This window comes from Mesorhizobium sp. M0408 (assembly GCF_040321495.1).
Lineage (GTDB): Bacteria > Pseudomonadota > Alphaproteobacteria > Rhizobiales > Rhizobiaceae > Mesorhizobium.
This window is the reverse complement of sequence record NZ_JAMYRO010000035.1, coordinates 1-19,615: the sequence shown is the minus strand read 5'-3', so window position 1 is coordinate 19,615 and position 19,615 is coordinate 1. Positions and strand designations below refer to the sequence as shown.

22 protein-coding genes are annotated in these 19,615 nt (G+C 65.0%); 13 read left to right on the top strand and 9 right to left on the bottom strand.

Annotated features, from left to right (window positions below; all coding sequences use genetic code 11):
- The first annotated feature begins 10 nt into the window (after nt 1–10).
- The 4 genes from zwf to NKI67_RS28855 all read left to right on the top strand — a co-directional run bounded on the left by zwf (nt 11) and on the right by NKI67_RS28855 (nt 4,439).
- Nucleotides 11–1,387, top strand: coding sequence for a glucose-6-phosphate dehydrogenase (gene zwf, locus NKI67_RS28870; protein ID WP_352451309.1), 1,377 nt, complete (start codon nt 11–13; stop codon nt 1,385–1,387).
- A 19-nt stretch (nt 1,388–1,406) separates the two neighbouring features.
- Nucleotides 1,407–2,111, top strand: a complete 705-nt coding sequence (locus NKI67_RS28865; RefSeq protein WP_352623014.1) for an ROK family protein — start codon at nt 1,407–1,409, stop codon at nt 2,109–2,111.
- 164 nt (nt 2,112–2,275) lie between these two features.
- Complete coding sequence (locus tag NKI67_RS28860) at nt 2,276–2,740, top strand: Ros/MucR family transcriptional regulator (RefSeq protein ID WP_023678197.1); 465 nt, start codon at nt 2,276–2,278, stop codon at nt 2,738–2,740.
- 457 nt (nt 2,741–3,197) lie between these two features.
- Nucleotides 3,198–4,439, top strand: a complete 1,242-nt coding sequence (locus tag NKI67_RS28855) for an MFS transporter (protein ID WP_023678198.1) — start codon at nt 3,198–3,200, stop codon at nt 4,437–4,439.
- Here NKI67_RS28855 and NKI67_RS28850 read toward each other — a convergent pair whose 3' ends face one another.
- The 6 genes from NKI67_RS28850 to hemC form a co-directional block, all read right to left on the bottom strand.
- Nucleotides 4,440–5,156 carry a glutamine amidotransferase gene (locus NKI67_RS28850; protein ID WP_352648109.1) on the bottom strand — a complete coding sequence of 239 codons (717 nt, stop codon included), beginning with the start codon at nt 5,154–5,156 and terminating at the stop codon, nt 4,440–4,442.
- An 18-nt stretch (nt 5,157–5,174) separates the two neighbouring features.
- Nucleotides 5,175–5,654, bottom strand: coding sequence for a tellurite resistance TerB family protein (locus NKI67_RS28845; RefSeq protein WP_023678200.1), 480 nt, complete (start codon nt 5,652–5,654; stop codon nt 5,175–5,177).
- A 39-nt stretch (nt 5,655–5,693) separates the two neighbouring features.
- Complete coding sequence (locus tag NKI67_RS28840) at nt 5,694–7,301, bottom strand: heme biosynthesis protein HemY (protein ID WP_023678201.1); 1,608 nt, start codon at nt 7,299–7,301, stop codon at nt 5,694–5,696.
- A gap of 8 nt (nt 7,302–7,309) precedes the next feature.
- Nucleotides 7,310–8,800 (bottom strand): COG4223 family protein, encoded by a 1,491-nt coding sequence (locus NKI67_RS28835; protein WP_023678202.1) that lies wholly within the window; start codon nt 8,798–8,800, stop codon nt 7,310–7,312.
- Between the two features lie 502 nt (nt 8,801–9,302).
- Nucleotides 9,303–10,010: a uroporphyrinogen-III synthase gene (locus tag NKI67_RS28830; protein WP_023678203.1), complete on the bottom strand. Its 708-nt coding sequence runs from the start codon at nt 10,008–10,010 to the stop codon at nt 9,303–9,305.
- 1 nt (nt 10,011) lies between these two features.
- The gene (gene hemC / locus NKI67_RS28825) at nt 10,012–10,938 is read right to left on the bottom strand and encodes a hydroxymethylbilane synthase (RefSeq protein ID WP_023678204.1); all 927 of its coding nucleotides are present in this window, start codon (nt 10,936–10,938) and stop codon (nt 10,012–10,014) included.
- 101 nt (nt 10,939–11,039) lie between these two features.
- On the opposite strand from hemC, the gene tsaD reads away from it, so the two are divergent.
- From tsaD to NKI67_RS28795, 6 genes are all read left to right on the top strand, one after another.
- Nucleotides 11,040–12,125 (top strand): tRNA (adenosine(37)-N6)-threonylcarbamoyltransferase complex transferase subunit TsaD, encoded by a 1,086-nt coding sequence (gene tsaD / locus NKI67_RS28820; RefSeq protein WP_031212083.1) that lies wholly within the window; start codon nt 11,040–11,042, stop codon nt 12,123–12,125.
- A complete protein-coding gene (locus NKI67_RS28815) occupies nt 12,122–13,132 on the top strand; it encodes an NAD(P)H-dependent glycerol-3-phosphate dehydrogenase (protein ID WP_352569453.1) in 1,011 nt (336 codons plus the stop codon). Before tsaD ends, NKI67_RS28815 begins: the two co-directional genes overlap by 4 nt.
- A gap of 26 nt (nt 13,133–13,158) precedes the next feature.
- Nucleotides 13,159–13,455, top strand: a complete 297-nt coding sequence (locus NKI67_RS28810) for a YciI-like protein (protein ID WP_023680472.1) — start codon at nt 13,159–13,161, stop codon at nt 13,453–13,455.
- A 135-nt stretch (nt 13,456–13,590) separates the two neighbouring features.
- Nucleotides 13,591–14,016, top strand: coding sequence for an EVE domain-containing protein (locus tag NKI67_RS28805; RefSeq protein WP_023680473.1), 426 nt, complete (start codon nt 13,591–13,593; stop codon nt 14,014–14,016).
- Nucleotides 14,013–14,669 carry a class I SAM-dependent methyltransferase gene (locus tag NKI67_RS28800; protein ID WP_023680474.1) on the top strand — a complete coding sequence of 219 codons (657 nt, stop codon included), beginning with the start codon at nt 14,013–14,015 and terminating at the stop codon, nt 14,667–14,669. Before NKI67_RS28805 ends, NKI67_RS28800 begins: the two co-directional genes overlap by 4 nt.
- Before the next feature lie 48 nt (nt 14,670–14,717).
- Nucleotides 14,718–15,134, top strand: coding sequence for a DUF1761 domain-containing protein (locus tag NKI67_RS28795; RefSeq protein ID WP_023680475.1), 417 nt, complete (start codon nt 14,718–14,720; stop codon nt 15,132–15,134).
- A gap of 3 nt (nt 15,135–15,137) precedes the next feature.
- Here the strand turns inward: NKI67_RS28795 and gcvA are convergent, their stop codons facing one another.
- Nucleotides 15,138–16,058 carry a transcriptional regulator GcvA gene (gcvA, locus tag NKI67_RS28790; protein ID WP_023680476.1) on the bottom strand — a complete coding sequence of 307 codons (921 nt, stop codon included), beginning with the start codon at nt 16,056–16,058 and terminating at the stop codon, nt 15,138–15,140.
- Between the two features lie 162 nt (nt 16,059–16,220).
- Between gcvA and NKI67_RS28785 the strand changes: the two genes are divergently transcribed.
- Nucleotides 16,221–16,469, top strand: a complete 249-nt coding sequence (locus NKI67_RS28785; RefSeq protein WP_031213166.1) for a hypothetical protein — start codon at nt 16,221–16,223, stop codon at nt 16,467–16,469.
- Nucleotides 16,470–16,571: 102 nt separating this feature from the next.
- Here the strand turns inward: NKI67_RS28785 and NKI67_RS28780 are convergent, their stop codons facing one another.
- A complete protein-coding gene (locus tag NKI67_RS28780) occupies nt 16,572–17,108 on the bottom strand; it encodes a L,D-transpeptidase family protein (protein ID WP_245274862.1) in 537 nt (178 codons plus the stop codon).
- Between the two features lie 144 nt (nt 17,109–17,252).
- On the opposite strand from NKI67_RS28780, the gene NKI67_RS28775 reads away from it, so the two are divergent.
- Both NKI67_RS28775 and NKI67_RS28770 read left to right on the top strand, forming a co-directional pair.
- Nucleotides 17,253–17,936 carry a response regulator transcription factor gene (locus NKI67_RS28775; RefSeq protein ID WP_023680479.1) on the top strand — a complete coding sequence of 228 codons (684 nt, stop codon included), beginning with the start codon at nt 17,253–17,255 and terminating at the stop codon, nt 17,934–17,936.
- A gap of 125 nt (nt 17,937–18,061) precedes the next feature.
- Entirely contained in the window at nt 18,062–18,517 is a 456-nt protein-coding gene (locus NKI67_RS28770) for a Crp/Fnr family transcriptional regulator (RefSeq protein WP_023680480.1), read from the top strand.
- Nucleotides 18,518–18,532: 15 nt separating this feature from the next.
- On the opposite strand, the gene NKI67_RS28765 is transcribed toward NKI67_RS28770, so the two are convergent.
- Nucleotides 18,533–19,444: a sugar phosphate isomerase/epimerase family protein gene (locus NKI67_RS28765; RefSeq protein WP_023680481.1), complete on the bottom strand. Its 912-nt coding sequence runs from the start codon at nt 19,442–19,444 to the stop codon at nt 18,533–18,535.
- Between the last annotated feature and the right edge of the window lie 171 nt (nt 19,445–19,615).

The following is a 19,615-nucleotide window of genomic DNA, read 5'->3' as shown; positions in this document are numbered from 1 at the left end:
AGGCACGCCCATGAGCCAGGAACGATCGGACACGCTGGTGCTTTTCGGCGCCACCGGCGATCTCGCCCACAAGAAGATCTTCCCCGCCCTTTACGCCATGGTGGCCAAGGGAACGCTGAACGAGCCGGTGATCGGCGTCGCCTTCGACCCCTGGGACCTCGCCAAGCTGCAGGCGCGCGCCCGCGACGGCATCGTCAACGCCTTGGGCAGCATCGACGACAAGATCTTTGCCAGGCTTGCATCGCTGCTGCGCTATGTCAGCGGCGACTATCGGGCGCCTGCGACCTTCGAGAAGCTGAAGACCGCGCTCGGCAGCGCTGAGCGGCCGCTGCACTATCTGGCGGTGCCGCCGGCGATGTTCGAGGTGGTCGTCCAGGGGCTGGAGCAGTCGGGCGCCGCCCAGGGCGCGCGCCTGATGGTGGAAAAGCCGTTTGGCCACGATCTGCAATCGGCGCGCTGGCTGAACCGGGTGCTGCATCTGGTCTTCGACGAGAAGTCGATCTTCCGCATCGACCATTATCTCGGCAAGGAGGCGATCCAGAACCTGCTCTATTTCCGCTTCGCCAATTCCTTCCTCGAGCCGATCTGGAACCGCAATTACGTCGAGAGCGTGCAGATCACCATGGCCGAGGATTTCGGCGTCGAGGGCCGCGGCCGCTTCTATGACGAGGTCGGCTGCATTCGCGACGTCATCGAAAACCATCTGCTCAACATCCTCTTGCTGCTCGCCATGGAACCGCCGGTCGGCCGCTCGGCCGACGATCTCATCGACGAGAAGGTGCAGGTCCTGCGGGCGATCCGGACGCTGACCAGGGACGATGTGGTGCGCGGCCAGTTCGACGGCTATCTCAACGAGCCGGGCGTGGCGCCGAACTCGCCGGTCGAGACCTTCGCGGCGGTGCGCTTTTTCGTCGATACCTGGCGCTGGCAGGATGTGCCGTTCTTCATTCGCGCCGGCAAATCCCTGCCGGTGCACGCCACCGAGGTCATCGTGCGGCTGAAGCGGCCGCCGCTCGACGTCTTCGATCCGATCAAGCCCGGCGACTGCAATCACGTGCGCTTCCGCATCGATCCGCAGGTGGCGATCTCGATCGGCGCCCGGCGCAAGGCACCCGGCGATGACATGGTCGGTGAGCAGGTCGAGCTCACCGCGCTCGACGATTCGAAGGGCGACATGCCGCCTTACGAGCGGTTGATCGGCGACGCCATGAACGGCAACGGCCAGCTGTTCACCCGCCAGGACGCCAGCGAGCTCGCCTGGCGCATCGTCGGCCCGGTGCTCGGCGACACCACGCCGCCCCCTGTCTACGCGCCAAAGACGTGGGGGCCGGCCGAAGCCATGGCTGGATTCGGGCCGCCGAACGGCTGGATCAATCCAGCGAAATGATTTCTGGGAGGCGAAAGCGATGGCCAAGGCGGTGAAGCAACCGGCATCGGAGGAAGAAAAGATCGTGCTTGCGATCGATATCGGCGGCTCGCACGTCAAGATCCGCACCAGCGCCGGCGGCGACGAGCGCAAGACCGCTTCCGGACCGGAGCTTACGCCGCAGCAGATGGTCGCGGCGGTGAAGACGCTCGCCGAAGGGCTGCACTACGATGTCGTCTCGATGGGCTATCCGGGCCCGGTGCACCACAACCGGCCGCTGACCGAACCCGCCAATCTCGGCAAGGGCTGGGTCGGCTGCGATTTCGCCGCCGAGTTCGGCAAACCGGTCAAGGTCGTTAACGATGCGCTCATGCAGGCCATCGGCAGTTATGAGGGCGGCCGCATGCTGTTCCTTGGCCTCGGCACCGGCCTGGGGGCCGCGATGATCGTTGATAACGTTGCCCAGCCGATGGAGCTTGCCCATCTTCCCTACAAGAAGCGCGGCAGTTTCGAAGACTATGTCGGCGAACGCGGCCTGCAAAAGCGCGGCAAGAAGAAATGGCGCAAACACGTCTTCGACGTGGTCGACCGGCTTCGCGCCGCCATGCAGCCGGATTACGTGGTCATCGGCGGCGGCAATGTCGACGAACTCACCGACTTGCCCGCCGATTGCAGACGCGGCGACAACACACGCGCCTTCGAGGGCGGATTTCGACTATGGCGCGACAAATCCCTGATTATTTGATATTGCTGATTGTCTGATATTATCGAGCACCGGCTCAGGGTTGTTAATCCCGCGCTGCCGTTAGTATTATTATTCAAAATAATGTGTGACGTGGTGCGGCGTCATTGCATTGCGCAGATTTGCCGACTAGGAATTTCTGCGACCCCCATGGACGGAGAGATAGATTGACCGACGACAACAACAACGCTCGCAAACACATCGACCTGCTCGAGCTGACCGCCCATATCGTCTCCGCATACGTCGAGAAGAACCGCTTGCCGGCTTCCGGCCTCGGCGATCTCATCGCCAGCGTCAGCGCTTCCATAGGCGGCCTCGGGCAACCGGCTGTGCCGGTCGCCGCGCCGCTGACGCCTGCCGTCAATCCCAAGAAATCGGTGACGCCGGACTACATCATCTGTCTCGAGGACGGCAAGAAGTTCAAATCCTTGAAGCGCCATATCGGCGTTCATTTCGGGCTGACGCCCGACGCCTATCGCGCCAAATGGGGCCTGCCGTCGGACTACCCGATGGTCGCCCCCAACTACGCAGCCTCGCGTTCGCAGCTGGCCAAGGCGATCGGCCTCGGCCGCAAAGCCCCCCCGCCCACGCCCGTCAAGGGCCGGGGCAGGAAGGCTAAGGCGACGGCCTAAAGCATCGTTCGAAGCCCTGCAAACGCAAGCCTCGAAGATTGGCGGGACAGCGCCCCCCTCTGTCCTGCCGGACATCTCCCCCTCAAGGGGGGAGATCAGCTGCCTCGCCGATGGCGCTACTCTTTAAACGTACAAATCTTTGAACGTACAAATTGCCTTCGAAGCCGGAGACTGGCGAAGGACGTCGCGACGTCCGATCTCCCCCTTTGAGGGGGAGATGTCCGGCAGGACAGAGGGGGGCGCGAAGGAACTCGACCTGCGCGCCAAATAACCCTCTCCATCTCCGCCGAGCGTGGTTGCCGCCTGCAATTGGTATGGCAGCCTGAAAAAAGCTGGAGCCAGGCCGGATTTTTGCGCGCGCCTCCGGCCGAACTGCGCTAAAGGCTCTTTTGGCCGGACCAGCGCCCATCGTGGAAGTGCCCCGCCGGCCGACATCGCCGCCACGGGGCCTTATTCCATGACCACAGAATCCCAAGTACCATCCGACCAGCGCTATGCCGCCTTTCGCCACCGGCCGTTCCTGAGCTACTGGGCGGCGCGCTTCCTCTCGACATTCTCCACCCAGATCGTGTCGGTCGCCGTCGGCTGGCAGATCTACGATCTCACCCGCGACCCGTTCGACCTCGGCCTTGTCGGCATCGTTCAGTTCCTGCCTTCGCTGCTGCTGGTGCTGGTCACCGGCGACGTTGCCGATCGTTTCGGGCGCCGGCTGATCATGGCGCTGGCGGTGCTGGTCGAGGCGGGCTGCGCCTTGGCCCTGCTGCTGCTGACGCTACGCGGCCTCTCCGGGCCGATGCCGGTCTTCATCGTGCTCGCCATGTTCGGCATCGCGCGCGCCTTCTTCGGGCCGGCCTCCTCATCGCTGTTCGCCAATCTGGTGCCGCCCGAGGATTTCGCCAACGCCATCGCCTGGAACTCGTCCGCCTGGCAGACGGCAACCATCGTCGGGCCGGTCGCCGGCGGCCTGCTCTACGGGCTTTCAGCCGAAGCCGCGTACACCACCGCCGCCGTGCTGATGCTGGTTGCCGCCGTGCTGATCTTCACCATCCCTAAGCCTGCCCAGCGCAGCCGGACCGACAGGCCGACGGTACAGACCCTGTTCGCCGGCTTCGGCTATATCTGGAGCGAAAAGATCGTGCTCGGCGCGATTTCGCTCGATCTGTTTGCGGTGCTCCTGTCCGGCGCCTCGGCGCTGCTGCCGGTCTACGCGCGCGATATCCTCGAACTCGGCCCATGGGGGCTCGGCCTGTTGCGCTCGGCGCCCGGCGTCGGCGCCATCTGCGTCGCCATCTGGCTGGCCGGACACCCGATCCGCAACCATGCCGGCCTTGTCATGCTCGGCTTCGTCGCGCTGTTCGGCGCGTTCACGGTTCTGTTCGGCCTCTCGACCATCACCTGGCTGTCGATTGCGGCCCTTGCGCTGCTCGGCGCCACCGACATGTTCAGCGTCTATATCCGCGAGACGCTGATCCAGCTGTGGACGCCGGACGACGTTCGCGGCCGCGTCAACGCTGTCAACCAGGTGTTTGTCGGCGCTTCCAATGAGCTCGGCGAATTCCGCGCCGGTACCATGGCGGCGTTGATCGGCACGGTTCCGGCCGTGGTGGTCGGGGGTGTCGGGGCGATCGCTGTTGCCGGCCTATGGGCGGTGCTGTTCCCGCAGCTGCGCAAGGTGCGTCATCTCAGGGGGCGAAACTGATTACCGCAGCGCCGGCTTGCCGAAAATCATCGGCAGGAACTCGCCGAGCCAGCGCTTGAGGTGGATGTCCCAGATCAGCCGGCCGCCGAGATGGTCGCGGCCGGGCTGCGCGCCGGGCAGTTCGAAGCGGTGCGCGCCGCGCGCCACCCAGCGCTGCATCATCGCCCGGGTCAATTCGCCATGGAACTGAATGCCCCAGGCATTGTCGCCATAGCGGAAGGCCTGGTTGGGATAGGTTTCGGCCGTCGCCAAAAGCGTCGCGTCCTTCGGCAGCGAAAACCCTTCGCGATGGAACTGATAGACCATCTCCGGCCAATGCATCAGCCTGCTGCCCGCTTCGGTCGCCTTCAGCGGATACCAGCCGATTTCGACGAGGCCCTCGCCATGGCCCTCGACCCTGCCGCCAAGATGCTTGACCAGCATTTGCGCGCCGAGGCAGATGCCAAGCAGCGGCCGGTTCTCGTTGAGCGGAATTTTGAGCCAGTCGGTCTCGCGGCGGACGAACTCGTCGCCGTCATTGGCGCTCATCGGCCCGCCGAACACCACGGCGCCGGCATGGCCATCCAGCGTCTGCGGCAAGGCCTCGCCGAGCGGCGGTCGGCGGATGTCGAGGTCGAAGCCTTCCTCGATAAGCATATGGCCGACCCGTCCGGGGCTCGAATGCTCCTGATGCAGCACGATCAGGATCTTTGGTCTCGGACTTGGCTTGGGCGGCATTGGAAGGCGGGATCCTGTCTATTCGTCGCTTGAGGTTCCGGCGGCACCAGGAGCCGCGGCGGCCGCCTTGAGGCGCGCCTCGACACGGTCGCGACGTTCGACGCCGATCAGCTCGGCGACCCGCCACACGGTATTGTCCTCGAGCTCGTGCAGCTCGCCATCGGCATAGACGATCTCCCACATCAGGCCGATGAAGGCCTTTCGCGCCTCGGCGTCGAGATGGCGCTTGAGCACGCTGGTGAAAGCGTAGAGGTCGATCGCCTCATTGTCGGCCCGCTCGCCGGCAGCCGCCAATGCGTCGAGTTCGTCGCCGCTGATCGAGTAGCTTTCAGCCAGCACCTTCTTGAACCGTTCCCATTCGGTATCCTGTCGCACCCCGTCGGCGTTCATCACGTGGAAAAGCAGGGCGGACGCGGCAATGCGCGGATCGTCGGCGCTGGGGCTGGCGCCACCACCGGACGGCAGATCCCTTAGAAACGACAAAACGCGTTCGAACATCAAATCATTCCCAATAAGCCCGGGTCCACTTGACCCTGATCAGAACAAACGAAACCGGCGCGTCGATTTATCCGCCGCGTCGTCTGGATCGACGCCGGGGTCGTCGGGCAGCCGCGTCAGCTCCTGCGCCGGCTCGACGGCCTCGGCATCTTCCGGCACTTGGGCAAACGCCGCCGCGGTGATTGGTGTCACATGATCCTCGCCGGCACGGTCGTCCGTCTTCTCCTCGGTCGCTGTGCCCGGTGTCTCCGCCGTGTGCTCGATCGTCCCGGCTCTTTCCTGTACCGGCCTGGCTGGAGCCGCGATGGCCGGCACCGGCGCCTCCGGCGTATCCTCATGACCGTCGATCAACTGTCCGAGCCGCTCCATCGGCGCCCGCCATTCGAATGCGTCGAGCCTGCCGGTGATCGGCGATATCGGAGCCCAGCGCTCGGAGACGACGCCGTCGGCGACCCAAGCCGGGTCGCGCGGCGCTCTCACCGCTTTCGACAGCAACTGCCGCACCTTGCCCTGGTCGGCGGTTTCGGCCTCCTCGATATCGGCCAGCAGCAGATAAGCGCCTTCGCGGCGATCGATGCGGATGGCGGCTTCAGCCTCCCGGCGGGCGGTTGAAAACTCCTGCGCATCTAGCGCGGCGCGCGCCACGGCAAGCGAGGACTCGGCATGGTTCTTCTTCAGCTCCTGCAGCTTCTTTGCCCGGTTCAGCCGGTCGAGCACGGCATCGCCCGGCCTGGCATGGCTGTAGAGCTCGGCGATCTCCGGATGGGGCTCGGCCTTCCACGCCGCCTCGAGGATTTTCGAGCCTTTGCGCACGTCGTTCTGCCTAAACAGCAATTTCGCCGCGACGACCGCCGCCGGTGCAAAATCCGGCCGCAGCCGGTTGGCTTCGAGCGCCGCCGCCCTTGCGGCATTGGCATCGCTGTCGATCAGCGCCTGCGCCTTGGCGGTCAGCAGCACGGCGCGGCGCCGGTTGGCGGCGTCACGCTCGATCTGCCGGGTCGACTTCTGGGCGTCGACCAGTTTCAGCGCGCCATCCCAGTCGCCGCGTCCGGTCAGGTCTTCCAGCGTCGATTCGGCCGCCCAGGCCAGTTGCGGCGCCACCGCCGCGGCACGGCCGGCATAGTGGCGGGCTGCGTTGCGGTCGCCGAGCCGCTCGGCCTCGAGATAAAGTCCGCGCAGGCCGAGCAGCCGCATTTCGGGATCATCGAGCATGGTCTCGAACTTTTCGCGGGCGCCTTCATGGTCGCCTTCGAGCAGCGAGGCCTGCGCGTCGAGCAGCTGGATCAGTGGCTCCTGATCGGAGCGGATCAGCTTTGCCGCTTCCTTGGTCTTCTTGCGGGCGAGCGCGCCGTCACCGGCGCCGGCGGCGATCATCCCGGTCGACAGCGCCTGGTAGCCGCGGTCGCGGCGACGCACGCGGAAATAGCGCGAGATCGTATAGGGGCTGTTCCACAGCGCCTTGACCAGCCACCAGACGATCATCACCGCGGCAACCACGGCAACGACCGCCACCGCCGCGACCATCAGGCTGACCTGGTATTGATAGCCGTTGAAGGTGACGAGCATTTCGCCCGGCCGGTCGGCCAGCCAGGCGAAGCCGAGCCCGAGCGCAAAGACGACGGCAAGGAAGGCGAGGATGCGGATCATTGGGTTCCTCACGCCTTCATCGCGCCGGCGATGAGCGAATCGATCTGCGTCTCGACCTCCATCCGCGCTTTCAGCTTGCCGGCAAAGTCGGCGCCGGCGGCCTTGGCCGCCTCAGGCAGGGTTTCGTATTCGCTGAGCGCCTTGGCGTAGTCGCCCTGGTTGACCGCGACCTCCATGCGCGCGACGGTTTCCGGAACGCCGGTGCCTTCGACGGCGCCGATCGGCCTGACCTTGACCAGCGATTCGGCGCTGGACAGCAGCTTCTGCAGGATGCCGGCATTCTGGTCGATGGGCGTCGCGGCAGCGACCATCGCGTTGGCGGCGCCGTCCGCTTCGGCGGCGATCTCGGAGCGCATCGGGACGCCCTTTTCGGCATAGGTGCGCAACGTCGCGATCTCGGGCGCATCGGGTGAGATCGCGGCAAAGGTTTCGAGCTCGGCGCCGAACGGTGCACCACGGTCGAGCGCTGCCTTGAGCGCCGAAGCGGCAATGGCCAGTGCGATCTTCGGCTGCGAAGCCTGTGCATCGACCTTGCCCGAGATCTGTGAAACCGACTGTTCCAGGGCCGCAAGCCGGCTGTCCTGCGCCTTTGTCGTCTCGCCGGCCGATTTCACCAGCGCATCGAGCGCGGCCAGCCTTTCGTTGAGCGGGCCGAGATCGACCGGCGCCGTACCGCCGGCCTTGCCGAGGGCCGCAACCGCCGTCTCGATCTGCCTTACCTTGTCGCCAAGTGCTGCCAGGCCGGCATTGCCGCCGGCACCGCCTTGCTCGACGGCCGACTTCAACGTCGCAACGTCCGCCCTTACCTGATCCAGCGCCGACGACAGCCCGTCCACCTTGGCCGATGCGTCATTGTTGGCGCCGGCCTGTCTGAGGTCCGCGACCTCGCGTTTCAGCGAAACGATCTCACCATTGACCGCGTCGAGCGACACGCCGCCCGACCCCGGCGCACCGAGCAGGCCGGCAAATTGCAGCCCGCCGGCCGCGGCGAGGGCGATGACGCCGCCGATAATACCGGCGGCGATGCCGTTGATGCCGCTTCGCTTCGGCTGCGCTGCCATATGGTCGTCCCTCGTCTCAGCTGTCTTCTCGCCGGAACCTGGGATCCCCGGTTCGTTGGCCCCGGTTCCGCTGGATGCATCTTCGAAACTGTAGTCGGAAACCGTGGAGCGCCCGGCCGGCGCATCCGAACCGGCGGGATAAGGGGTTTCCGCTTCCCTGGCAGAATCGACGCCGGCATCCGCCGGCTCTTGCGTGCCGGCCGGCGCGGCTGCGTCGGCATGTTCCCATGGCTCGAGATCGGTCTGGTCCGCATGCACCGGCTCTTCAGGTGGCTCCGGCTGCGAGGCGTTCGCCGCTTCCTCGGCCCGCGCCTCGTCGGTCTGCGAGGTCACGGCATCCTGTTCGTCGGCGACTCGCGAGACGGCGCCAGGCTCAAGCTCGATGGTCACCGGCTCACGGCGGCTCTTGGAATGCCGCATCTTCGGCGTCTTGACCATGCTCGGGCTCCGCAAAATTCGCTTCGGGATGGTTTGAAGGGTCTAGCACATCACCAAGCGGTGAAAAGGGGCGGCGTGATGACGCCACGGCCTGGAGTTCAGTTTTGGCAAAACGCCGCAGGGCCGAATCCACGTTTCAAGCCAAGGCCCATGCTCGGCACACAAAAAACCCGCCTCGGCGGGCGGGTCGTTGGAGCCAATTAGCACCATAACTAGATTAGTAGCATAGCTGCCGGCACAAAGCAAGAACAAAATGTGCCCGAGCGCAGTCATCCACGTTGGCACTGCCCCTCATCACCCTGCCGGGCACTTCTCCCCGTATAGTGACGGGGAGAAGGGCTCTCACGAGTCCAGACGCTTCTTCTGCAACGCTGGAGGTTGGCGAAATCCTCGGCGAAGGCACCCTCTCCCCGTCACTATACGGGGAGACGATGCCGGCAGGCAGGTGAGGGGCGGCGCCAACCTTTGGAACAAGCTGGCACAGAGCAGCGGCGGATGCCGGTCAGCGCGACGCCTGCAAAAGTCCCAGCAGCGCGTCCTCGCTGGGCTCAGGCGCAATCCGGATCTCGGCGACATCGCCCAAGGCCGCGGCGATGCGCCCCGATAATCCGAAAAAGCGCGTTTTTTCAAAAACACCGCGCAGCACCGGCCGGCTAGCCAGGGCCTGCATAGCGGTGGCCGCCTTGGCCGAATAGAGCAGCACCGCCTCGACCGGCCGGGCGGACAGGCGCGCAAGAACGGCCTCATCGGAGTAATCCAGGACAACGGTGTCGTAGGTCTCGACGGCGCGGACCTGAACGCCCGACGCCAACAGCCCTTCCTCGAAGCCGGGAAATCGCACCCGCCCGCAGAGATAGACGATCGTCTGCCCCGCGTAACCGCCAGCAAGCGCATCGGCCAGCGCCTCGGCATTGCCCGGGCCTTCGCTGACCGACAGAAACCCGGCAGCGCGGGCGGCTTCCGCCGTCATCCTGCCGACGGCGTGGCACGGCAAGCCGGCGAACGCCGCGATGACCTCTTTCGGCGCATGGCGAACGGCATTGGCGCTGGTGACCGCGACCGCCGCGGCGTCAGCGAGCGCGCCGGCATCGACCGGCAGCGCCACGGTTCCGGTCAATGGCAGCAGGATCGGCTGAAAGCCGGCATCCGCAAGCCGGCGCCCCGTGCGCGACGCGCCTGGTTCGGGCCTCGTCACAAGGACGCGGAGCATGTCAGGTCCAGCCATCGAAGAATGTTTCGCCGGCCTTGGCCCGAACGGTCGCCGCGGCTTCCGCGCCAATGCGCGCCGCCTCCTGCGCCGGCCCTTGCAGCCTGACTTCATGCGACTGCGTGCCATCGGGCGAGATGATCAGCCCGGCAAAGGAAACCGTTCCGCCCGATATCGTCGCATGTCCGGCGATCGGCGTGCGGCAGGACCCGTCGAGCGCCGCCAGGAAGGCGCGCTCGCAGGCCAGCGCCTCGCCGGTCGGCCCGTCGTGGATCGCTGCCAGCATCTGTTCCACGTCGCGGTCTCCGATGCGGCTTTCGATGCAGATCGCGCCTTGCCCCGGCGCCGGCGGAAAGACCTCGAGCGGCATCAGGTCGGTGACGACGTCTTCGAGCCCGAGCCGCTTCAGCCCGGCATAGGCGAGGATGGTGCCGTCGGCGATGCCGTCGTCGAGCTTGCGCAGCCGCGTCTGCACATTGCCGCGAAACATCACCACTTCGACGTCCGGCCGCATCCGCCGGATCAGCGCCTGGCGCCGCAGCGACGACGAACCGATCCTGGCGCCTTGCGGCAGGCCGGCAATCGTTCGCGCCGCCTTGCCGATGAAGGCATCGCGCGCGTCCTCGCGCGGCAGGAACGCGGACAGTTCCAGCCCCTCGGGCAACAGCGTCGGCATGTCCTTCGACGAATGCACGGCGATGTCGATGCGGCGCGCCAGCAGCGCCTCCTCGATCTCCTTGGTGAACAGGCCCTTGCCGCCGGCTTCCGACAGCGGTCGGTCCTGGATGCGGTCGCCGCTGGTCGAGATGACGACCACCTCGAAAGCTTCCGCCGGCATGCCATGCGCCGCCATCAGTCGCGCCTGCGTTTCATGCGCCTGCGCCAGCGCCAGCGGGCTGCCGCGTGTTCCGATTTTCAAGGTTGTTTGCATGACGCGCCGTCCGTGATAACCCCCGGCAGGTTTTCGGGTTTTCTCCTATCGGGGAAAGGCCGACAGTACAATCTGTACGATTTTTGGACAGCGACGAATTGATCCGCGTTCTGGGCATCGAGACGAGTTGCGACGAGACCGCCGCCAGCGTGGTGACGCTGGACGGTCGCAGCACGCCGCAAATCCTGTCGAACATCGTGCTCAGCCAGATCGAGGAGCATGCTGCTTTCGGCGGCGTCGTGCCGGAGATCGCCGCGCGCGCCCATGTCGAGGCGCTCGACGGCATCATCGAGGCAGCGCTCGCCGATTCCGGCGTCGACCTCGCCGACATCGATGCGATTGCCGCCACCGCCGGTCCCGGTCTTGTCGGCGGGCTGATCGTCGGCCTGATGACGGCAAAAGCAATCGCCGCGGCAGCCAAAAAACCGCTGATCGCCATCAACCATCTCGAAGGCCACGCGCTGACGGCCAGATTGACCGATGGGCTCGACTTTCCCTACCTCTTGCTGCTGGTCTCCGGCGGCCATACCCAGATCGTCGCCGTACGCGGCGTCGGCGACTACCAGCGCTGGGCGACGACGATCGATGACGCGCTTGGCGAGGCCTTCGACAAGACGGCCAAGATGCTCGGCCTGCCCTATCCGGGCGGACCGAATGTCGAGAAGGCGGCGGCAAATGGCGATGCGGCCCGTTTTGCCTTTCCGCGCCCGATGAAGGGCTCGGTGCAGCCCGATTTTTCCTTCTCCGGCCTCAAGACCGCGGTCCGCCAGGCAGCCACCGCGATCGCCCCGCTGAGCGACCAGGATGTTGCCGATATCTGCGCCTCGTTCCAGGCGGCGGTGGCGGATGCGCTGGGCGACCGTGTTGCGCGGGCGCTGACCCGGTTCCGTCAGCAATTCCCGGACAAGGCCGAGCCTGCATTGGTTGTCGCCGGCGGCGTGGCCGCCAATCGGACCATCAAGGCGACATTGCAGGGCCTGTGCGAGCAGGCCGGGTTCAGCTTCGTCGCGCCGCCGCTCAACCTCTGCACCGACAATGCGGCGATGATCGCCTGGGCCGGCATCGAGCGCTTGCGCGCCGGCATATCAGGTGAAAACGCCGCCGATTTCGTGCCGCGCTCGCGCTGGCCGCTGGACAGCGTCTCGGCCCCGATGGTCGGCTCGGGCCGGCGTGGGGCCAAGGCATGACCGGCAGCGGGCACAAGGCGCCAAGCGGCTGGCGCGTCGCCGTGCTCGGCGGCGGCGCCTGGGGCACGGCGCTGGCGCTGGCCACGCTGCGCGCCGGTCATTTCGTCCGCCTCTACGCGCGCGACCCGGAGACCGTCGCGGCGGTCGACCGTGGCGAAAATCCGCGCTATCTGCCGGGCATCGCGCTCGATCCCGGCATCGTGGCGACGAGCGACATCGAGGCGGCGCTCGACGGTGCCGACTGCGTTCTGGCGGTAGCGCCGGCGCAATCGTTGCGGATTATGCTGACGGCCGCGTCCAGCCATATGCCGAAAGGCATCCCGCTGGTCCTCTGCGCCAAGGGCATCGAGCGCGACACCGGCGCGCTGCTATCGTCCATCACCGAGGAAATACTGCCGGCAAATCCGGTCGCCGCTTTGTCCGGCCCAAGCTTTGCCACCGACGTCGCCAGGGGCCTGCCGACGGCCGTCGTGGTCGCCGCCCGCGACGAGGCTCTGGCCACCGACCTTGCCGCCCGCTTTTCGGCGGAAAATCTGCGCTGTTATTCGAGCGACGATCTAATCGGCGTCGAGATCGGCGGCGCGCTGAAGAACGTCTTTGCCATTGCCGCGGGTGCCGTCACCGGCGCCGGGCTCGGTGCCAGCGCCCAGGCGGCGATGGTGACGCGCGGCTTCGTCGAATTGCGCCGCATCGGCGCCGCCTTTGGCGCCAAGCCGGAGACGCTGATGGGGCTTTCCGGCCTCGGCGACCTGCTGCTCACCTGCTCGTCCGCGCAGTCGCGCAATTTCGCCTATGGGCTGGCGCTGGGGCAAGGCAAGCCGCTTGCCGGCCTGCCTTTGGCCGAAGGCGTGCCGACGGCGGCAATCGCCGCCCGCATCGCCGGCGAGCGCCGGATCGACGCGCCGATCATCGCCGCCGTCGCCGCCATACTGGACGGCACCATAACCATAGACCAGGCTGTGTCGGCGTTGATGACAAGGCCACTCAAGACCGAAACCGACATGTAATCGCGAACGATTGCGGAGATGGAAAGATGCTGTTTGCGTTGATTTGCAAGGACAAGCCAGGAAGGCTGCAGGTGCGGCTCGATACGCGGCCCAAGCACCTTGCCTTCCTGGAAGGGCTGAACGGCGACAAGAAATTGGCCTTCGCCGGCCCGTTCCTCGACGCCGACGGCAAGCCGAACGGCACTCTCGCCGTTGTCGAGGCGCCCGATCTGGCTGCGGCAAGAGCCCTGTCGGCGTCCGATCCCTATACCAAGGCAGGGCTGTTCGAAAGCGTCGAAATCCGGCAGTGGAACTGGAGCTTCAACAAGCCGGCGGATATCTGATGCATGTCGCGCAAAAGTGTGCAGCGGTTTTGTGATAACGACATGCATACAACAAGAACCTAAAGCGCGTCGCATGAGGCCGGTCGAACGCGACGCGCTTTTAGTCGCGGCGGCACCCTGAGGAGGAGCAACACAATGAACTACTGGCTGTTCAAATCCGAACCTTCGGTCTTCTCCTTCGAGGACCTCAAGGCCAAGGGCAAGGCCGGCACGCAATGGGACGGCGTGCGCAATTATGCGGCGCGCAACAACATGAAGGCGATGCAGATCGGCGATCTCGGCTTCTTCTACCATTCCAATGACGGGCTGGACATCGTCGGCATCGCCGAAGTCTGCGCTCTGGCCCATCAGGACAGCACCACCGACGATCCCCGCTGGGAGTGCGTCGACATCCGCGCCTTCAAGGCCATGCCGAAGCCGGTGACGCTGGAGCAAGCCAAGGCCAATCCAAAGCTGGCCGACATGGCGCTGGTGCGGCTCGGGCGGCTGTCTGTGCAGCCGGTGACGCCGGCCGAATGGCAAGAGGTTTGCCGCATGGGCGGCCTGACGCCGGCGCCATGACGGCGCTGACGCCGGACAGCGCCAGGAAATTCATCCTCGACAACACGGCGCTGATGGCGCCGCCGCATGTGCCGGAGATCCGCCTGCACCTGGCCGACGAGGCACATGAACTATGGCAGCGGACCGAGGACGAGCTGACCGAAATCGGCCTGCCGCCGCCCTTCTGGGCTTTTGCCTGGGCCGGCGGCCAAGGCCTTGCCCGCTACATCCTCGACAATCCGGCGGCGGTGCGCGGCAAGCGCGTGCTGGACTTCGCCTCCGGCTCCGGCCTTGTCGCCATTGCCGCGGTGAAGGCCGGAGCTGCCGAGGTGATCGCCGCCGATATCGACCCATTCTGCGCGACCGCGATCCGCCTCAATGCCGAGGCAAATGGGACCGAGATAAAATTCCTCATCGGCGACTGCATCGGCAGCGATGCCGGCTGGGACTTGGTGCTGGCCGGCGACGTCTTCTACGACAAAACTTTCGCCGACAGGCTGATGCCGTGGTTCGTCGCGCTGAAGGCGCGCGGCGGCGACATTCTCGTCGGCGATCCCGGCCGTTCCTATCTGCCGAAGACCGGGCTGGAGCCGCTTGCCGTCTATGAAGTGGCGGTGACCCGGGCGCTGGAGGACGCCGAGGTCAAGCGCACCACCGTCTGGCGCCTTGCTTGACGGCATCGCCGAACAGGCGTTCCATCGCGCAATCGACCGGAGGGAACCATGGATTTTTCAGCAATCAATTGGCTGGCGGTAATCGTTGCTGCCGTCGTGGCGTGGCTGTTCGGCGCGGCCTGGTACATGGGCTTGAGCAAGCCGTGGCTGAAGGCCGCCAAGCTTGATCCGGCGACGATGAGTAAATCGATGCTACCCTTCGTCGTCTCCTTCATCGCGGAGCTCGTCATGGCGCTGGTCATGTCGCTGATCATCGGCGCCGTAACCGGCGGCGAGCCGAGCCTGCTTGCCGGGGTGATCTTCGGCTTCGTTCTCTGGCTGGGGTTCGTCGCCACCACGCTTTCGGTCAACCATCGCTACGAAGGTTTCGGCTGGGATCTGACGCTCATCGATGTTGGTCACTGGCTCGGCGTGCTGCTTCTCATCGGCGCGGTGATCGGCTGGTTCGGCGCGGCGGCGGGCTGACCGTCAGCTCGGCGTCTTGGCGATTTCCTCGAGAAGCCAATCGCGAAAGGCGACGATGCGCGGATCATTCGCCGCGGTCTCCGGATAGACCAGGAAATAGGCGAATTCAGGCGCCACCTTGATGCCGAGTTCGAACGGCCGGATCAGCCTGCCTTCGGACAGGTCGTTTGCCACCATGGCGAAATCGGCGAGCGCGACCGCGTTGCCGTCGAGCGCGGCCTGGACGGCATCGGTCGAGTTGCCGAACACGATGGTCCGGCTGCCGTCGAAATCGTCGACGCCCGCCGCCGCCATCCACATGCTCCAGTTGGGCCAGGTGACGCCCTGGCGCGACCACTCGATATGGGCCAGCGTATGATGAAACAGGTCGCGCGGCTCTTTCAGCCGCGGCCCCCCCCGCAGCAAGGCCGGGCTGCAGACGGGGATGATGACGTTTTCGAACAGCCGGTGCGAGCGAAGCCCCGGATATTTGCCGGTGCCGAAACGGATGCCGAGATCGACGTCGTCGCGATCGAAGTCGCGCACCTCGTAACTGATGTCGAAACGCAGCTCGATTGCCGGATGCTGCTTGCGAAAATCGTCGACGCGCCGCATCAGCCACTTCGTCGCGAATTGCGCATCGAGGGTGACCTTCAGCAGCGCCGATCCGCGCGCCGTCTTCTGCGCCCGTGAGACGGCCCGGCCAAGCAGGTCGAGCGCATCGGTCGAAGCTTCGAACAGCACCGCGCCCGCCTCGGTCAGCCGGATCGTGCGGCTGGTGCGTGTGAACAGCACGATGCCGAGCTGATCCTCGATTTCCTTGATCTGATGGCTGACCGCTGCCGGCGTCAGGCCGAGCTCGTCGGCGGCGCGGGTGAAATTGAGGTGCCGCGCCGCTGCCTCCAGCGTCCGCAGCGCACGGGTTCCAGGCAGCAGGCGCGCCATCAGTGCCAGACGAGGAGGGTTCGGTCGAGCATTCCAACCCTCAAACAAAACTTGAAGATGCAGAAAAAACTACTCGTTTCCCGTTTGAATTTCAATCCGCCATGATCTGAGCATCGAAGAAACATCAAACCGGATTTGATGTCCGGAGAAGCGGATTGCATCATGTCTGACATCGCCTTGCGCTCGGTAACCCTCCGCTCGGCCTGGCTGCGCGCCATGCTTGACTGGCTTCGGCATGCAAAAATCGCGGTCAATCTTCCCTACGAGAATGTCGAGGATCTCGCCGATCGCCAGCTTCGCGACATCGGCGGCGAACGCAAGGACATCGCACGCGCCATGGACCGCGAACTCGGCCGGCTCGGCCTTCTCGACATCGGTTGGCAGAGGCCGAGGAAGCGGATAGGGCAGTAGTGAATGGTGAATGGTGAATGGTGAATGGTGAATGGGAAGCTAGGCGGTGCGCCTGCACATGTCCCTACCGATCGCTTCTCACCACTCACTATTCACTATTCACTACCTCACCACCCTTACCACCGTCCGCTCCGACAGCAGCGGCAGCAGCCGTGCCATGGTGCGGGCCGTTACCGCGACGCAGCCTTGCGTCGGCGTGAAGCCGGGGCGCGCCAGGTGGAAGAAGATGGCGCTGCCGCGCCCGCGCCGGCGCGGCACAATGTTCCAGTCCAGCACCAGGCAGGCGTCATAGAGATCGTCGGTGCGCAGCATCCGCTCATGGCTGGCGCCATAGGGGATTTTGACCGGGCGGTTGTAGTTGCGGTCCCCAGGCACTTCGCACCAGCCGAGGTCGCGGCCGATCGGCGTCATCGCCAGCCGCGTCCGGCGGCCGCCGGCAAAACGGTCGCCGCGAAAATATCCCGACAATATCCGCATCGAGGCAAGCGGCGTGGCGCCGTCGCCCTCGCGCTTGCCGGCCGAGATGCCGCCATGCCCCAGCGCACATGGAAACACCAGTTTGCCGGCCTGCAGAAAGCCCTGGCTGGGTTGGCCGGGGCGCGCGCGCACGGTGAGCACGGTGAGCCCTTTCGGCAAAATTGCGCCGACTGCATTGCGATCGTGTTTTTTCTTGTATGATCGTGCCACGGAACAAATCACTGTGAACGGCTGTTGTGCCGGTCAGCTTCCGCATAAACAGGCAGCGGTCAACTGAAATCTCTTTTCAAAACAACGGATTGATCCATGACTTCACGCACCATTCTGATCGTCGACGACGATGACGACCTGCGCGGCACCCTTGTCGAGCAATTGTCGCTTTATGAGGAATTCGATGTCCTGCAGGAAGCGACCGCCGCCAAAGGCGTCGCCACGGCGCGTGGCGGGCTCATCGACCTGCTCATCATGGATGTCGGCCTGCCCGACATGGATGGCCGCGAGGCGGTAAAGATATTGCGCAAGGGCGGCTACAAGGCGCCGATCATCATGCTGACCGGCCATGATACCGATTCCGACACCATCCTTGGCCTCGAGGCCGGCGCCAACGACTATGTGACGAAGCCGTTCCGTTTTGCCGTGCTGCTGGCCCGCATCCGCGCGCAGTTGCGCCAGCACGAACAGAGCGAGGACGCCACTTTCTCGGTCGGCCCCTACACGTTCAAGCCCAGCCAGAAGCTTCTGATCGACCCGCGCGGCGCCAAGGTGCGGCTGACCGAAAAGGAAGCCTCGATCATCAAATATCTCTACCGTGCCGACCAGAAGGTGGTGACCCGCGACGTGCTGCTGGAGGAAGTCTGGGGCTACAATTCCGGCGTCACCACGCATACGCTCGAAACTCACGTCTACCGGCTGCGCCAGAAGATCGAGCGCGATCCTTCCAACGCGGAAATTCTCGTGACAGAAAGCGGCGGCTACAAGCTGGTTCCTTAAACATTTCATTATTCAAATAAGCGATCCGGGCGGGGCGCTTTTCGGGTACGGTCCTGAGGCTGGAGGTGGTTTTGGATCGGCCTCGTAGGGGAGGAGTCGGACTGACGGTTCGGGGACATAGCTAGATGGCGCTGGATGACGACATCCGCATCCTGTCCACCGTGAGGCTCTTCGAGGGCTTTACGCAGGAACAGCTGCGTCTGCTCGCCTTCGGCGCCGAAACCACCATGTTGAAAGCCGACCACAAGCTTTACCGCGAGGACGACGAGGCTGATTCGGCCTACATCGTGGTCAGCGGCCGCATCGTGCTCTACCGCGAGCACGACGGCGAGCGCATCCCGATCGGCACCGCCGGCCCCGGCACCATACTCAGCGAACTGGCGCTGATCGCCGACACCAACCGGCTGACCAGCGCCTCCGCCGAAATCGATTCGGAAGTGCTGCGGCTCAGCCGCAAGATGTTCCGCCGCATCCTCGAGGAATACCCGGAACTGGCGGTTCACTTGCACCAGCGCATCTTGGAGGATTTCCAGGCGATGATCCGCCGCATCGAGGAACTTGGGCCGCGTTTTGCCGGCTAATATAGCGCCTCTGGCCTAACCAGATCGATTTCGGAACTGCGGGTGCGTTGCGGAAACAAGCTCGGCCTTGCGCCGTGCCGTCTCCAGTCCGAGCGCAATGAAGCGGCGCGCATGTTTGGCCAGCTCCATATTGTCGGTCCACAGATTGCGCCAGATCGCGGTTTTCCGCGACAGGTTCTCGTCGACGATTTCCGAGGAGAAGGATTCGAAGCTGAGGTCGTCGCTGTAGCCGATGGCGGTCAGCGCATCGAATATCGCGGCAAAATCGATATTGCCGGTGCCGAGGAAACCGCGATGGCTCTCGCCGATATGGACATAGCCGATCTTCCCGACCGCATTGCGAATGGCCAAGCCGACATCGGCCTCCTCGATGTTCATGTGGAAGCTGTCGAGATGCAGGAAGATATTGTCGGAGCCGCTGTCCGCGATGAAGGCCATGCCTTGCGCGGCGGTGTTGAGCAGATTGCTTTCGAAGCGGTTGACGATTTCGAGGTTGAGGGTGACGCCGGCTGATTTTGCCGTGTCCGCCACCTCGGCCAGCGTGCCGGCGCTGCGGTTCCACTGGTCACGCGTCGGCGCCTCGCTCTGCAAGCCGTGGCTGGTGCTGAGGATGCCGGCAACCTTCTGGCCGCCGAGATCGCGGGTCAGCGCGATCGTACGTTCCAGGATTTCGACGCCGTGCGCGGCAATCGTTTTGTCGGCGCTCGAAATATCGCCGTCGGCCGGCAGTCCAATGCTGATCGCAACGCCGAGGCCGAGATCGGCGATCCGCTTGGCCAAGCCGTCAATGTCGACATTGGCGGGGTCGAGATAGGAGAATTCGATCAGGTCGAAGCCGGCTTCCCTGGTGTTGGCCAGCGTCCGCTCGAGGTCGCCCTGCGCCGAGCTCGCCGACCAGACGAATGAGTGGATTCCGATGCGCGACATGATTGTCTCCGGTCATTCCAGGAGTAGCGGACCCAAGGCCAAAGCGGTTTTGGCAATCCGCTGCTCGGACAAAAAAGGTGGGGCCGGGGATCCCCGCCCCCCCCCGCTTGGGGGGCGTAGCGGGCCCCGGGCCCGGCCTAGTTATCAAGCAAATTTTAGGGCGGGGTAACA

Coding starts and splice junctions, on each gene's coding strand:
- zwf (WP_352451309.1), top strand. CDS start 11: ATGAGCCAGGAACGATCGGACACGCTGGTGCTTTTCGGCGCCACCGGC.
- NKI67_RS28795 (WP_023680475.1), top strand. CDS start 14,718: ATGGATTTTTCAGCAATCAATTGGCTGGCGGTAATCGTTGCTGCCGTC.
- NKI67_RS28855 (WP_023678198.1), top strand. CDS start 3,198: ATGACCACAGAATCCCAAGTACCATCCGACCAGCGCTATGCCGCCTTT.
- NKI67_RS28830 (WP_023678203.1), bottom strand. CDS start 10,010: ATGCTCCGCGTCCTTGTGACGAGGCCCGAACCAGGCGCGTCGCGCACG.
- NKI67_RS28840 (WP_023678201.1), bottom strand. CDS start 7,301: ATGATCCGCATCCTCGCCTTCCTTGCCGTCGTCTTTGCGCTCGGGCTC.
- gcvA (WP_023680476.1), bottom strand. CDS start 16,058: ATGGCGCGCCTGCTGCCTGGAACCCGTGCGCTGCGGACGCTGGAGGCA.
- NKI67_RS28810 (WP_023680472.1), top strand. CDS start 13,159: ATGCTGTTTGCGTTGATTTGCAAGGACAAGCCAGGAAGGCTGCAGGTG.
- NKI67_RS28835 (WP_023678202.1), bottom strand. CDS start 8,800: ATGGTCAAGACGCCGAAGATGCGGCATTCCAAGAGCCGCCGTGAGCCG.
- NKI67_RS28765 (WP_023680481.1), bottom strand. CDS start 19,444: ATGTCGCGCATCGGAATCCACTCATTCGTCTGGTCGGCGAGCTCGGCG.
- NKI67_RS28770 (WP_023680480.1), top strand. CDS start 18,062: ATGGCGCTGGATGACGACATCCGCATCCTGTCCACCGTGAGGCTCTTC.
- NKI67_RS28775 (WP_023680479.1), top strand. CDS start 17,253: ATGACTTCACGCACCATTCTGATCGTCGACGACGATGACGACCTGCGC.
- NKI67_RS28805 (WP_023680473.1), top strand. CDS start 13,591: ATGAACTACTGGCTGTTCAAATCCGAACCTTCGGTCTTCTCCTTCGAG.
- NKI67_RS28865 (WP_352623014.1), top strand. CDS start 1,407: ATGGCCAAGGCGGTGAAGCAACCGGCATCGGAGGAAGAAAAGATCGTG.
- NKI67_RS28800 (WP_023680474.1), top strand. CDS start 14,013: ATGACGGCGCTGACGCCGGACAGCGCCAGGAAATTCATCCTCGACAAC.
- NKI67_RS28845 (WP_023678200.1), bottom strand. CDS start 5,654: ATGTTCGAACGCGTTTTGTCGTTTCTAAGGGATCTGCCGTCCGGTGGT.
- NKI67_RS28850 (WP_352648109.1), bottom strand. CDS start 5,156: ATGCCGCCCAAGCCAAGTCCGAGACCAAAGATCCTGATCGTGCTGCAT.
- NKI67_RS28785 (WP_031213166.1), top strand. CDS start 16,221: ATGTCTGACATCGCCTTGCGCTCGGTAACCCTCCGCTCGGCCTGGCTG.
- hemC (WP_023678204.1), bottom strand. CDS start 10,938: ATGCAAACAACCTTGAAAATCGGAACACGCGGCAGCCCGCTGGCGCTG.
- NKI67_RS28815 (WP_352569453.1), top strand. CDS start 12,122: ATGACCGGCAGCGGGCACAAGGCGCCAAGCGGCTGGCGCGTCGCCGTG.